At 72.6% G+C, this 13664-nt stretch carries 12 protein-coding genes; 4 read left to right on the top strand and 8 right to left on the bottom strand.

What is annotated here, in order from left to right:
- Nucleotides 1-67: 67 nt before the first annotated feature.
- Nucleotides 68-568, bottom strand: coding sequence for a hypothetical protein (locus ACFWBN_RS11145; RefSeq protein ID WP_385174092.1), 501 nt, complete (start codon nt 566-568; stop codon nt 68-70).
- 364 nt (nt 569-932) lie between these two features.
- Here ACFWBN_RS11145 and ACFWBN_RS11150 point away from each other — a divergent pair, with 364 nt between their 5' ends.
- Nucleotides 933-1595 carry a class F sortase gene (locus ACFWBN_RS11150; RefSeq protein ID WP_385174094.1) on the top strand — a complete coding sequence of 221 codons (663 nt, stop codon included), beginning with the start codon at nt 933-935 and terminating at the stop codon, nt 1593-1595.
- Between the two features lie 73 nt (nt 1596-1668).
- On the opposite strand, the gene ACFWBN_RS11155 is transcribed toward ACFWBN_RS11150, so the two are convergent.
- Nucleotides 1669-2556: a polysaccharide deacetylase family protein gene (locus ACFWBN_RS11155; RefSeq protein WP_385174097.1), complete on the bottom strand. Its 888-nt coding sequence runs from the start codon at nt 2554-2556 to the stop codon at nt 1669-1671.
- Between the two features lie 91 nt (nt 2557-2647).
- Nucleotides 2648-5953 (bottom strand): bifunctional lysylphosphatidylglycerol synthetase/lysine--tRNA ligase LysX, encoded by a 3306-nt coding sequence (lysX, locus tag ACFWBN_RS11160; RefSeq protein WP_385174100.1) that lies wholly within the window; start codon nt 5951-5953, stop codon nt 2648-2650.
- A gap of 60 nt (nt 5954-6013) precedes the next feature.
- On the opposite strand from lysX, the gene ACFWBN_RS11165 reads away from it, so the two are divergent.
- The gene (locus ACFWBN_RS11165) at nt 6014-6475 is read left to right on the top strand and encodes a universal stress protein (RefSeq protein WP_385174102.1); all 462 of its coding nucleotides are present in this window, start codon (nt 6014-6016) and stop codon (nt 6473-6475) included.
- A 44-nt stretch (nt 6476-6519) separates the two neighbouring features.
- Here the strand turns inward: ACFWBN_RS11165 and ACFWBN_RS11170 are convergent, their stop codons facing one another.
- Nucleotides 6520-7725, bottom strand: a complete 1206-nt coding sequence (locus ACFWBN_RS11170) for a CapA family protein (protein ID WP_385174105.1) — start codon at nt 7723-7725, stop codon at nt 6520-6522.
- Between the two features lie 321 nt (nt 7726-8046).
- Between ACFWBN_RS11170 and ACFWBN_RS11175 the strand changes: the two genes are divergently transcribed.
- On the top strand, nt 8047-8586 hold the full coding sequence (locus ACFWBN_RS11175) for a sigma-70 family RNA polymerase sigma factor (RefSeq protein ID WP_385174108.1): 540 nt from the start codon (nt 8047-8049) through the stop codon (nt 8584-8586).
- A gap of 195 nt (nt 8587-8781) precedes the next feature.
- Entirely contained in the window at nt 8782-9282 is a 501-nt protein-coding gene (locus ACFWBN_RS11180) for a hypothetical protein (RefSeq protein WP_385174582.1), read from the top strand.
- A gap of 10 nt (nt 9283-9292) precedes the next feature.
- Here the strand turns inward: ACFWBN_RS11180 and ACFWBN_RS11185 are convergent, their stop codons facing one another.
- The 4 genes from ACFWBN_RS11185 to ACFWBN_RS11200 form a co-directional block, all read right to left on the bottom strand.
- Nucleotides 9293-9703: a hypothetical protein gene (locus tag ACFWBN_RS11185; protein ID WP_385174111.1), complete on the bottom strand. Its 411-nt coding sequence runs from the start codon at nt 9701-9703 to the stop codon at nt 9293-9295.
- 26 nt (nt 9704-9729) lie between these two features.
- A complete protein-coding gene (locus tag ACFWBN_RS11190) occupies nt 9730-10590 on the bottom strand; it encodes an Fpg/Nei family DNA glycosylase (RefSeq protein ID WP_385174114.1) in 861 nt (286 codons plus the stop codon).
- Nucleotides 10591-10653: 63 nt separating this feature from the next.
- Nucleotides 10654-11520 carry a nuclease gene (locus tag ACFWBN_RS11195; protein WP_385174116.1) on the bottom strand — a complete coding sequence of 289 codons (867 nt, stop codon included), beginning with the start codon at nt 11518-11520 and terminating at the stop codon, nt 10654-10656.
- A 79-nt stretch (nt 11521-11599) separates the two neighbouring features.
- Entirely contained in the window at nt 11600-13663 is a 2064-nt protein-coding gene (locus ACFWBN_RS11200) for a SpoIIE family protein phosphatase (protein WP_385174119.1), read from the bottom strand.
- Nucleotide 13664: the final 1 nt, after the last annotated feature.

The raw sequence follows: 13664 nt of genomic DNA on the forward strand, positions 1-13664 counted from the left end.
CCCCGAGTCCTGGCCAGGACTCGGGGCGACCGGCGGTTTTCCATGCCTGACCGGGGAGGTCGGCCGGTCAGGCGCGGCCGCGGATCGGACGGCGGCGGCGCATCACGTGGGCGCCCGCGCCGAGGGCCGCCGCGCCGACGAGGCTCGCGCCGATGGCGGTCTCGGCGGTGGACGGGCCGAAGGAGCCGCCGATGCCGCCCTGTGAGGGGTTGCCGGGCAGGATCTCGAAGCGGTGCGTGGCGACCAGGCTGTTGTCGTTGCACTTGACCGACAGCGTGTGGTGGCCGGGTGAGGCGTGGTTGAAGATCCGGACGGTGGCGAAACCGATCGACCCGGCGGAGAGGTTGGCCGGCGGAAAGTTGCCGGGCGAGGCGACGTTGCCGCCGTGTCCGCAGCCCGACGCGCTCACCTGCATCGTGGATCCCTGGTGCACCCGGTACGGGTTGACCGAGATGTTGCTGGGTCCGCCGCCCCCACCCAGCGGGGTGTTCGCGGAGGCGAAGGGGACACTGAGGCCGATCGCGGCGCAGGCTGCCGCCGTCACGGTTAGAGCGCGGAAAACACGCATGGTGGAACCTCCAGCGGAAAGCGCCCCGGAGCGTCGGCCCCGGATGATCGACGAGAACGCCTCCCACGTCGAACCCTCGGGGCGGCCCGCAAGCTCCGCATTTCCGCCTTTGGGCCGCCCGGTTGAGCGACACGCCGAAGCGCGGGCGGCGTAGCTGACGGATCCGCAGGTCACGACCCGTCAGGCATTTATGTGACGATTACCTGGATGGGCGCACCTCTTCCGGCCCCTTCGGGGCTCCGCCACCCGTTCGCCCCCTCCCCTCTCGCCGTCCTGCCGACGCAGCCTTAGCGTGCGTGAAGTAGGGCGTACAGGGGTGGGACAGGAACGCGGGTCGGGACCCCCGCGTCGGGAAGGGAGAACGATGGGCGAGGACGAGACCGGGAAGTCACGCAAACGCTCACCGTGGGGCGTGCTCGCCCTGGTCATGCTCAGCGGCCTCGCGATGGTGCGGAACGGTGTGGACATCGACGGCGGGCCGCCCCAGCCCACCGCGGCCTCGCGCGTCGCCGTGACGGCCGATCAGCTGCCGGCGGATCCGCCCACGCCGCCCGCGGACATGGACGTGCTGGAGCACTCGTCGGTGCAGCGCATCCGGATTCCCAACATCAACGTGGACGCGCCGGTGATGACGGTCGGGCTGGACGCGGAGGGCTGGATCGACGCCCCGCCGCCGCAGGACCGCAATCTGGCCGGCTGGTACCTCAACGGCATCTCGCCGGGCCAGCGGGGCTCGGCGGTGATCGTGGGCCACGTGGACAACGCGCAGGGCCCGGCGGTCTTCTACGGCCTGGGCTCGGTGAAGCCGGGCAACCACATCGAGGTGGAGCGGTACGACGGGCGCACGGCGGTGTTCGAGGTGTACGGCGTGGAGGTGTTCTCCAAGGACGCCTTCCCCGGAGCCCGGGTGTACGGGGACACCGGGCACCCGGAACTCCGGGTGATCACGTGCGGCGGCGGCTATTCGAAGGCCCGGGGCTACGAGGGCAACGTGGTCGTCTTCGCCCGGATGGTGGCGGCCCGCTGAGCCGGGGGCCCGCCGGAGCGCGCGGCGCGACCGTACTCGGCGGGGCGGCAGCGCCCGCGCGGCCCCGCCGCGTTCAGCGGGGCGGCAGCGTCGGCAGGGTCATCCGGTAGCCCCGCGCGAGCAGTTGGGGCAGGTAGGAGGAGATCGCCTGGACGCTCTGCGACCGGTTGCCGCCCGCGTCGTGCGAGAGCACGATCACGCCCGACCCCGCGCCCGACAGGACCCGGGAGACGATCGTGGTGGTCCCCGGCTCCTTCCAGTCCAGGGTGTCCACGGTCCAGGCGAGCGGCTCCATGCCCAGCTCCGCGCCGATCTCGAAGGCGGCCCGGTTCCAGGCCCCGTACGGCGCCCGGAACCACACCGGCGCCTCGCCCACGGTCTGCTGTACGACGTCGCTCGTGCGGCCGATCTCGGAGGCGAGGCCGGGCCGGCTGAGCGTGGGGATGAGCGGATGGGTCCAGGTGTGGTTGCCGATGACGTGGCCCTCGGCGACCATCCGGCGCAGCAGGTCGCGGTTCTCGGTGGCCATCTCCCCGCAGACGAAGAACATGGCGCGCACCCCGTACCGGGCGAGGGTGTCGAGGATCCCCGGGGTGTACCGGGGGTCGGGGCCGTCGTCGAAGGTGAGGACCATGGAGCCGGCCGCGGTCGCGTCGGCCGGGAGTTCCAGGATCGGGCGGGTCCGTACGGCCGGCTTCGCTGCGGCCGGCCGGCCGGGGGCCTCGGCGGTCATCGGCCGCAGCCGGTACGACTTTTCGGCGGCCAACTCGTGGAGCCTGCCCGGCGGTCCCGCCGCGGGGTTCGGGCCGGGGGCGCCACCGGGGGCACCGGGCGCGCCGGGGCGGCCCGCCGGCCCGCCCCCGTCGCCCGCGTTGATCAGTCCGGCGGCGGCCGCGACTCCGAGGAAGACGGCGGTACGCAGGAGCACGCGTCGCCCTACTGTCGGCTCGTCATTTTTCATTATTACTACGTATCAACGACATCGCCGGAGATGTCGAGAGGCGCGGACGGACCCCGTCCCGCTCACCCGCTCGGACCAGCCGTGGAACCGCTCAGCCGCGTCGCACCAGCGGGAACGGCAGCGTCTCGCGGATCGTGAGGCCCGTGAGGAACATGACGAGGCGGTCCACGCCGATGCCCAGCCCGCCCGTCGGCGGCATCGCGTACTCCAGCGCGTCCAGGAAGTCGTTGTCGAGTTCCATCGCCTCCGGGTCGCCGCCCGCCGCGAGCAGGGACTGCGCGGTGAGCCGGCGCCGCTGCTCGACCGGGTCGGTCAGCTCCGAGTAGGCGGTGCCCAGTTCGGTGCCGAAGGCGACCAGGTCCCAGCGCTCGGCGAGCCTGGGGTCCTTGCGGTGCTGCCGGGTGAGCGGGGAGACGTCCGTCGGGAAGTCCTTGTAGAAGGTGGGCAGCTTGGTCCGCTCCTCGACGAGGCGTTCGTACATCTCCAGGACCACGTCGCCGCGGGTGTCCTCGGGGGAGTGCGGGACGGAGGCCCGGTCGCAGAGCCGGCGCAGCACGTGCTCCTCGGTGTCGGCGTCGACCTCCTCCCCGAGGGCCTCGCTGATCGCCCCGTACATGGTCTTGACCGGCCAGGGACCGGAGATGTCGTGGACGGCGAGCTTGCCGTCCGGTCCCGCCTTGTGCGCGATGGGCGAGCCGAAGGCGGCCGTCGCCGCGCCCTGGATCAGCTCGCGGGTGAGGTCGAGCATCACGTCGTAGTCGGCGAAGGCCTGGTAGGCCTCCAGCATCGTGAACTCGGGGTTGTGCTTGTAGGAGACGCCCTCGTTGCGGAAGGTGCGGCCCATCTCGAAGACCTTCTCCATGCCGCCGACGCACAGCCGCTTCAGGTACAGCTCGGGCGCGATGCGCAGGTACAGGTCGAGGTCGTAGGCGTTGATGTGGGTGCGGAACGGCCGGGCGTTGGCGCCGCCGTGGATCTGCTGGAGCATCGGGGTCTCGACCTCCAGGTAGCCGCGGTCCAGCAGCCCCTGGCGCAGGGCCTGCACCGCGCTGGAGCGGGCCCGTACGACGTCGCGCGCCTCGGGGCTCGCGACGAGGTCGAGGTAGCGGCGCCGGACGCGGGCCTCCGGGTCGGCGAGGCCCTTGCGCTTGTCGGGGAGGGGGCGCAGGCACTTGCCGGTGAGCTGCCAGTCCCGCACGACCAGGGACAGCTCGCCGCTCTTGCTGGCGCCGACCTCGCCGCTCGCGACGACGTGGTCGCCGAAGTCGACCTGGGAGGTGAAGGAGTCCATGGCGTCGGGGCCGGTCTCGTCGCGGGTGAGCATCAGCTGTATGTCCCCGGACCAGTCGCGCAGGACGGCGAAGAGCACGCCGCCGAGGTCGCGTACGAGCATGACGCGCCCGGCGAGGGTGGCCTCCTCACCGGAGCGGGCGCCGGCCGGGTGCTCGGGGTGCGTCGCCTTCAGCCCGGCCACGGTGTGGGTGCGCTGCCGGATCCCGACCGGGTACGGGTCGGTGCCGCCGGCCCGGATGCGCTCCAGTTTGTCGTGCCGTACGCGTACCTGCTCGGGCAGCCGCTCGGCCCGGGCGGCGGCCTCGGACTCCTCTCCCACGGCGTCCAGGCCCAGGGAGTCGATGGAGGGCAGCCCCTCGGTGGTGGCGGGGGCGGTGAGGCCCTTGGGGTGGCCGTTGCCCCACAGGGTGCGCAGGCTGGGTACGGAGACGAAGCCCTCGGCGATGCCGGAGGCGAGGCTGACCCGGGCGAGCGAGCCGGCGTCCTGGTAGCAGAGGAACCGCGGGTACCACTCGGGGCCGTACTTGACGTTCGAGCGGTACAGCGCCTCCAGCTGCCACCAGCGGGAGAAGAAGAGCAGCAGCTTGCGCCACAGCTTCAGGACGGGGCCGGCGCCGATCCGGCCGCCCTCCTCGAAGGCGGAGCGGAAGACGGCGAAGTTGAGGGAGATCCGGCGTACGCCCAGGCCCGGGGAGGCGGCGCAGAGCTGGGCGACCATGAACTCCATGACCCCGTTGGGGGCGGTACGGTCGCGGCGCATCAGGTCGAGGGAGATGCCGTCCTTGCCCCAGGGGACGAAGGAGAGCAGGGCGATCAGCTCGCCCTGGGCGTCGAAGGCCTCCACCAGCAGGCAGTCCCCGTCGGCCGGGTCGCCGAGCCGGTCCAGGGCCATGGAGAAGCCGCGCTCGGTCTCGGTGTCGCGCCACGTGTCGGCCCGGTCCACGATCATCTGCATCTCGTCCTCGGAGAGGGCGGAGTGGCGGCGGATGACGGTGGTGGCTCCGGTGCGCTTGACCCGGTTGACGGCCTGCCGGGTGACGCGCATGTCGCGGCCGTCGAGGTCGAAGTGGGCCACGTGCAGGATGGCCTCGTCGCCGAGTTGGAGGGCGCCGAGTCCGGAGCGGGCGTAGGCGGTGGCGCCGTCCTCGGAGGCGCCCATGACGGCGGGCTGCCAGCCGTAGCGGCGGGCGACGGTGAGCCAGGCGTCGATGGCGGGGGTCCAGGCGGCGGGGTCTCCCACCGGGTCGCCGCTGGCGAGGCAGACGCCGGCTTCGACGCGGTAGGTGACGGCGGCCTTGCCGTTGGGGGCGAAGACGACGGCCTTGTCGCGGCGGGTGGCGAAGTAGCCGAGGGAGTCGTTGCGCCCGTAGGCGCCGAGGAGGGCCCGGATGCGGGGCTCCTCGTCCCCGTGCAGGGCGGCGGTCAGGCGCTGGGAGCGGAAGAGCGTGGCGGCGGCGTTCAGCAGGGCGACGGCGCCGAGGAGGCCGAGCAGGAAGTACAGGGGGCGGGGCGGGCGGCCGTCGAACTGCCGGGCGGAGAAGAGGCCGCCGAAGACCTGCTTGGCGGCCCAGTCCAGCCACTGGCCCTTGGGCAGGGTCCCGGGGAAGAGGGCGACGAGCCCCCATCCGACGAGGACGGCGGCCAGCAGCCCGATGCCGAGCACGATCATGGCCCGCCAGAGGGCCCCGGGCCGTGAGGCGGCGTAGAACTCGCTGCGGGCGGCGATCAGCAGGACCAGGGCGGCGACCGCGATGGCCATGGAGGGGACGCCCACCCAGTAGTCGCCTTCGGCCATGCTCAGCACGTCGGCGAGGATCAGCAGGGCCAAATAGGTGACGACGATCCACCAGGCGACCTTCTTGCGGGTGCCGAGGGCGGCGGCGAGCAGGAAGAGGAAGACGGCGTAGGCGAGGTTGGCGCTGACCGGGACGACGATGAGGTCCAGGAAGCGCACGATGTGCCGCAGCAGCCTGCGCAGCGTCGGGGACAGCGCCAGCAGAGCGCACAGCAGGCCGAGCGTTCCGAAGAACGCGCCGAATCCGTCGGGAACCCGGTTCAGGAAGCGGTTCCGGGTTCCGCGCGTCTCCTCCACGGTGGCACTCATGGTTCGCACTGTAGGGACGGCCCCGGCCGTCCGCGCGCCGAGGCGGATACGCTCGGGAGGGTGACGGAGCACGCGAACACGGGATTCGAACGCGGTACCGACGGCCCGAAGGTGATCCTGGCCGGCGTCGACGGGTCGGAGTCCTCGCTACGGGCCGCGGCCTACGCGGCAGGGCTGGCCCGGCGGCAGAACGCGCTGCTGGCGATGGTGTACGTCCAGCCGGTGATGCCGGCCGGCGCCTCGCTGGGCGCGCCGGTGGCCGACACCACCGGCGAGATCGCGGAGGGCCTGGTGGCGGAGATCCGCGAGGCGGCGGAGCGCCTCAAGGGCATCTACGAGGTCCGCTGGCAGTTCCACACCTTCCGCGGCGACCCTTACGCGGGCCTGGTGAGCGCGGCGGAGGAACTGACGGCGGACGCGGTGGTGGTCGGCGCCTCCGAGAAGGCCGGCCACCGCATCGTGGGCTCGGTGGCGATCCGCCTGGTCAAGGCGGGCCGCTGGCCGGTGACGGTGGTGCCGTAGGGGAGGCCGGGGGCGCCGGGGCGCAGGCCCTGCCTGTGGCCCGGCTACTTGGCCATGGTGAGGCCGTCCTTCGCGGCGCCGCGGCTGAGGACGGCCTCGGTGATGGTGTCCTGGGCGCTCTCGTAGTCGTCCCGGCCGGGGTTCTTCGCCAGGGTGTCGGGGAGGTTGACGACCCGGCCGATGGACAGGTCCATCATCTGGGGGACGAACTCGGCCTTGGTGACCTGCCAGCGCTGCCCGGCCGCGGCCGGCGGGGCGAAGGTGAAGCGGCCGATGGAGCCGTAGTTGCCGCGCATGTCCCGCGCGCCCGTGTAGTTGAACATCTCGCCGGCCACCTGGTCGCCCATGCCGTAGATGATCCAGGTCCCGTTGACCTTCTCGTAGGGCTGCGGGATGTGCGCGTGCGTGCCCAGGATCATGTCGATGTCGGGGCGTCCCCCGGTCTGTGCGGCGGTCAGTGCCCTGCCCAGCGTCAGCTGCGTCTCGTCGGGCTCGGTCTGCCACTCCGTGCCCCAGTGCACGCTGACCAGGACCACGTCCGCGCCCGCCTTCCGGGCGGCCCGCGCATCCGCGATGATCTTGTCCTGCTTCATCAGGTTGACCGCCCACGGCTGCCCCTCGGGCAGCGGGTAGCCGTTGGTGTCGTAGGTGTACGCGAGGTGCGCGACCTTGGCGGAGCCCGCCGTGTACGTGGTCACCGTGGCCGCCTCGGCTGCCGTACGGGCCGAACCTGCGTGCTTCAGGCCGACCTTGTCGAAGCGGTCGAGCGTGCGGCGCAGCCCGTCGGCGCCGTCGTCGAGGGTGTGGTTCGAGGCCGTGGAGCAGCCGTCGTATCCGGCGTCCTTGAGTCCTTCGGCCACCTCCGGCGGGGACTTGAAGGCGGGGTAGCCGGAGAAGGGCCCGCCTTCCTCCCCGTAGATGGTCTCCATGTGGCAGATGGCCAGGTCGGCCGCGGAGACCAGGGGTTTGACGGCGGAGAACATTGGCCTGAAGTCGTACCCGTCGCCGCCCGCGTCGTCGGCGGCCCGCCGGATGACCGAGGTGTGCGGAAGGACGTCGCCGCTCGCGACGAGGGTGAATCCGGTGGCCGCCGGGGAGCCGGCGGCGCTGGAGGGGGTCGGCTTGCCGGATCCGCCGAGGCGGGCCTCTCCCGGTCCCGCTCCCGGGTCCCCCGCGGCCGAGCAGCCGGCGGCCGCCGACAGCAGGAGGACGGAGAGGAGGGCAACGGCCTGTCGGGTGCGCTTGGTCATCTGTCCCGGCTCTCGTTAGTACGACAATCCGATCACCTGCAATCCATAGAAAGAGACGCCGCAAGTCAAGGAACGGATCCGGCCGCGGGCCGCCGGCTCACCCGGACGGCGGCAGTCCGGACCGTTGCCCGGAGCGCCGCCCGGAGCACTGCCGTTCGCCGCGCCGTTCGACCGTTCACCGCCCGGCCCGGCCGCCCACCGGATGACCCGGGTGCTTGGGCGCACCACCAGGACCGGACGGTTCCCGGGCGGCTCCGTGCAGGTCAGGGTTGATGTGTCGCCCTCGGTAACGGACCCCCACGCACCCGGAAGGAGCCCCTCGTGCCGCTCTCCCCCACCCTCACGCGTACGGATCCCGAGGCGCTGGCCGAACTCCAGCGCGACCACGGACGGGCGCTGTTCGGATTCCTGCTCGGGCTCACCGCCGGGGACGCCCAGCGTGCGGAGGACCTCGTCCAGGAGACCCTCGTACGGGTCTGGCAGCACCCGGAGGTCCTGTCGAGCGGGCACGAGTCCATGCGGCCCTGGCTCTTCACGGTGGCCCGGCGCCTCGCGATCGACGCGCGGCGGGCCCGTCTGTCCCGGCCGCAGGAGGTGGACGCGGAGGCGCTGGAGCAGGCGCCCGCGCCCGAGGACGCGGTGGCCGGGTCGGTGACGGCGATCGACGTGCGGCGGGCCGTGGGCTCCTTGGGGCCGGAGCACCGCGAGGTGCTGATGCAGGTCTACTTCCAGGACCGCTCGGTCGCGGAGGCCGCCGCGGAACTCGGGATCCCGGCCGGGACCGTCAAATCCCGTACGTACTATGCCCTCCGGGCCCTGAAGAAGGGCCTCCAGGGGTACGGGTACGGCCTCGGCGCCTGAGCCCCGCGGCACGCGGGAAGGGGTCGGACAACGCCTCGAATGCATGCGGATCGGACACGAACCGCATGAAATGAGGCATCAGACCGTTCAAGTTGAGTAAACATCCCCCGCTCCGCGAGCCGCTCGGTGAAGGCTCGGGGCTGACGACGGGACGCTCGACGCGCGGGAGAAGGTGGAACGGTGCAGCCCGAGGGTATGAACGGCACCAGTGACGGCGGGCTCGCGGTGCCCATGGCTTGGCTCTACGCCGAGTACATCGCAGACGAACTGCTGCGCACGGGCCGGCTGATCCCGGTCAGCACCCTGGAGTTCCGGGCCGGACGCGACACGCTCGCGCTGACGATCTACCTCTCGGACGCGGCCGGGGAGCTCTCCGGGATCCGGGTGGTCTCCCAGCTCGACGAGTGGCTCTCGCTGACGGCGTACGGTCACCCCTGGCGCGACTGGGTGCACACCCGGTTCCTCGCGCTGGGCGAGGAGGCCCACGAGCGCGGCCGCGCCGACGAGCCGGACCTGGAACTGGCCCGGGCGGCGTGGCGCTGGCTGGACCACACCGAACTGTTCGCCACCAACCTCGACCCGGGCCGGCACGGCCACGCCGACACCCCGCCGGGCCTGGACGAGAATGCCCGGGTGTGGACCCCGGCCTGGCAACTCGGCCTGCCGCTCGGCCACTTGGCGATGCACCTGTTCTGAAGAGGTCCTGCTAGGCGGAGCGGCGGGGACCCGGGCCCGGCGCCTCGGCCGGGTCCATCACCAGGCCCGTGAAATCGGCCTCGTTGCGCTCGGCCCGGGCGACGTACCACCGGGCGATCAGCCACATCACCGGATACACCAGCACGCCGAGCGCCACCCACACCAGCGGCCCCGACCCGGTGCGCGGCAGCACCAACACCAGCGGCAGGGCCGCGACCAGCAGTGCGAGCGCGGCCAGCGCCCCCAGTGCGGCGCGCAGCTGGCTGCGCATGAGGGCCCGTACGTAGGTGGCGCCCAGGGTGGTCTGCTCGGAGATCTCGGAGCGTGCCGGGGTGTGCGCGGGCGGCCGGCGGCGGGTGCCCCGGGGCACTCCGGTGACGACCTCGCGCCGGGGCGGCGACTGCTGCTGCTCCTCGGCCATGGTGCCGGAGTCTACGCAGCGCCCGGCTATTTGAGGAGGCGTGAGAGCCGCCGGTCGGCGAGCGGCTTGCCCCCGGTCTGGCAGGTGGGGCAGTACTCCAGGGAGGAGTCGGCGAAGGACACCGAGCGGATGGTGTCCCCGCACACCGGGCAGGGCTCCCCGGTCCGGCCGTGCACCCGCAGGCCGCTCTTCTTCTCGGCCTTGAGCTGCCCCGCGGCCACCCCGTGCGCCCGCTCGACGGCCTCGCGCAGGGTGTCCCGGACGGCCTCGTGGAGCCGGGTGGTCTGCTCCTCGTCGAAGGAGGCCGCCAGTTTGAAGGGCGAGACCTTGGCCCGGTGCAGGATCTCGTCGCTGTAGGCGTTGCCGATCCCGGCGATGACGCTCTGGTCGCGCAGTACGCCCTTGATCTGGCGCCGCTCCCCTACGAGCAGCGCGGCGAAGGCGTCCCGGTCGAAGGCCTCGGCCAGCGGGTCGGGGCCGAGGCGGGCGATGCCGGGGACCTCCTGGGGGTCGTGGACCACGTAGACGGCGAGCCGCTTCTGGGTCCCGGCCTCGGTGAGGTCGAAGCCGCCGCCGCCTTCGAGTACGACGCGCAGGGCGAGCGGGCCCTTGCCGGGGCGCGGCGGCTGCGCCGGCAGGGTGTCCTGCCAGCGCAGCCAGCCGGCCCGGGCCAGGTGGGTGACGAGGTGGAGGTCGCCGACCGGCACCGCCAGGAACTTGCCGTAGCGGGCGGTGGCACCGGCGGGCTGCCCTTCGAGGGCGGTCAGCGGCGGGTCGTACGTCTTGAGCACGCTCACGGCGAGCGGGAGGACGCGCTCGACCACCCGCCCGGTGAGGTGCTCGTCGAGGTACTCCCGCAGGGCCTCGACCTCGGGCAGCTCCGGCATGGGTCCAGCCTGCCGCCGCCCCGGGCGAAGCGCGAGCCGGCCATGGCCTCGTCCGGGCCGGGCTCAGGTCTCCTCGAAGACGAGGTCTTCGGCCGGGTGGGTCATCCGCACCTTGCTGTCGAGGACCTCGACCACCGCGTCGAGGCCGGTGGTGTGGTGTCCGGTGGACAGGATCCAGAAGCGGTCCTGGGCCTGCGCCAGGAAGGCCTCGAAGCCGGAGAGGTCCGGGTCGCCGAGGTTCAGGTAGTCCACCAGCCGCCGGAACAGCTTGGGGAGGATCACCGCGCCGGCGTCCTCCGTGAGTGAGGAGATGCCGGTGACGGTCGCTCCGCTGGTCGTCACGTCCTTGGTCCACAGCCCCTTGGCGGGGGCCTGTGCCCGGTGGGCGGCGGCGGTCAACTCGTCGCGCAGGTCCGGGAAGAGGTTGGTGTAGTAGGTCGGGTAGGCCAGGCCGGCGGCGAGCAGGTGGTGGTTGGCGGTGGTCTTCAGGAGCTCGGGGTCGACCATGATCTCCGTCCCGCTGGTGCCCGGAGGCGCGCCCTTGCCGGCCAGGGCGATGCAGCGGTGGTCCCGGCCCGCGCCGCGGGTGAGGATCCAGCCGGGCACGGTCTGGGGGGCGGCGGCGGTGACCGTCTCGTTCTCCTGCCGCTGCACGTGGGTGAAGCCGAGCCACATGAGGAGCTCGTCCCTGGCCTCGCGCGCGAACCTGAGCGGCTGGTGGACCTCCGGGCCGGTCCGGGAGTAGTGGGTCTCCAGCGCGTCGACGGCGTCCAGCCGCAGCTTGGCCCGGCCCGCCGCGTTGTGTTCGACCTTGTGGGGCCCGGGGACCAGGCTCCATGCGGCGATGTCGTCCGGGGCGAAGTGGACGGTGTCCCCGTCGGGGCGGGCTCCGATGACGTGGTACGAGCCCTTGATCAGCAGCATCGGCATGTCACTCAACGTAACAGAGGGATACGCAGGGTGCGTGGAGGCGGCGGCGGTGTGCGGTGGAGCGCCCGCAGGACACCTCCTACGCCATCACGAACTCGCACCACACGCACTTGCCGCTCCCCCGCGGCTCCACGCCCCACACGTCCGCCAGCCGGTCCACCAGCATCAGGCCCCGCCCCGAGACCCCCGACTCGCCCGCCTCGCGCCGCCGCGGGAGCGCGCTGGAGCGGTCCTCGACCTCCACGCGGAGGCGGCGTTCGGGGCCGGACAGGACCCGCAGGGTGACGATCGCCGGGCCGTCCGTGTGCATCAGGGCGTTCACGATCAGCTCGTCGGCGACCAGCTCGATCTCGTCGGCCCGTTCCCGCGCGCCCCACGCGCGCACCGCCGCCCCGATCATGTGGCGGGCCGCCACCAGGGCCTCCGGGTCGCCCGGCGCCACGTGCTGCTGGAACCGGCCGCCGCCGGGGGGCGCGGCCTGCACCTGGCGGCGCAGCAGGAGCAGTGCCATGTCGTCGTCCCCGCCGCGTTCGTCGACGACCCCGCAGAGCCGGTCCGCCAGGAGCTGGAGGTCGGCCGGTCCGCTGCGGACCAGCGAGGTGAGGAGCTGTATCCCGTCGTCGAGGTCGGCGCCGGGCTGTTCCACGAGGCCGTCGGTGCACAGCAGGACCGTTTCCCCCGGGTCCAGTTCCACCGTGGTGACCGGGTATTCGAGGCGGCCGAACTCCGCGGAGAGGCCCAGCGGCATCCCGCCCGCCACCGGGATCCGGTGGCAGTCCCCGTCCCGGGTGCGCAGCAGCGGGTCGATGTGGCCGGCCCGGACCAGTTGGAGCACCCCCGTCGCCAGGTCGGCCTCCACGTACGTGCAGGTCGCGAAGCGGTCGGTGTCCAGCTCGTGCAGGAAGACGGAGGCGCGGGCCATGACGGTGCCCGGCGAGTGGCCCTCGGCGGCGTAGGCCCGCAGCACGATCCGCAGCTGGCCCATGACCGCCGCCGCGTGCGTGTCGTGGCCCTGGACGTCTCCGATGACCGCGCCGACCCGGCCTCCCGGCAGTGGGATCACGTCGTACCAGTCGCCGCCGATGTCCTGGCCCATCCGGGCGGAGCGGTACCGTACGGCGATCTCCGCGCCCGGCACGGACGGGATCCGCCTCGGCAGCATGGCCTGCTGCAGGCCCTCCGCGAGGTCGTGCTCCTGCTCCAGCAGCATGGCCCGCTGGAGGCTCTGCGCGATGCTGCTGCCGAGTGCGACGAGCAGGTTCCGCTCGTCCTGGGTGAAGCCGTCCTTGTCCTGGTAGAGCAGGCCGATCGCGCCGATGGGGCGGGCCTGGGCGATCAGCGGCAGGTAGGCGGCCGCCGAGATCTCCATGGACGAGATCTTCGACCAGAGATCGGGATAGCCCTCGGCGAACTCCTTCGCGGAGTCGAGGAAGCGCGGTTGCAACGAGCGGACGACCTCGCTCATCGGGTACTGCTCGTCGATCCGGGTGTACCGGGTGCCGGGTACGAAACTGTCGGCCGGCCCCTCGGCCACGAGGTGGATCCGGCCGGCCTCGACCAGGCCCATCACCATGCCCATGGAGCCGAGCCGCTCCAGGCCGTGGGCGTCGCCGATGACGTCGATGACGTCCTTTACGGTCCGGGCGTGCGCGAGGGCCGCGGTCGTGCTCTCGACCACCGAGGTCTGGCGGCGCCGTTCCTCGTCGAGGCCGAGGCGCTCCGCCGAGTGGCTGAGCTCCTCGGTGGCGTCGCGGACGATGCCGATGATCCGGTACGGGCGCCCGTCCGGGCCGCGCATGACGCGGCCCTGGGTGTGGGTCCAGCGCAGCCGTCCGTCCCGGCAGCGGATGCGGAAGTAGGCGCCGTAGCTGTCCTCGCGGCTCTTGAGGGCGCTGGAGACGAGGGCGTCGAGCCGGGCGGCCTCGGCGGGCGGGACCCGCGGGGACAGGGATTCCGGCCGCCCGTCGTACTCCTCGGGGGTCGTGTCGAACACGTCGAGGGCCGCTGAGTCCATGTGCATGAGACCGGTGACCAGGTCCCAGTCGAAACTGCCCATGCGGTTCAGCGCGAGCGACCGGTCCGGGTGCGCGGGCCAGTCGTCCGGCAGCGATACGGCGGTCGGCACCGATCCACCATGACACACG

Origin of the sequence: Streptomyces sp. NPDC059989, from assembly GCF_042736975.1 — a bacterium.
Taxonomy (GTDB): Bacteria; Actinomycetota; Actinomycetes; order Streptomycetales; family Streptomycetaceae; genus Streptomyces.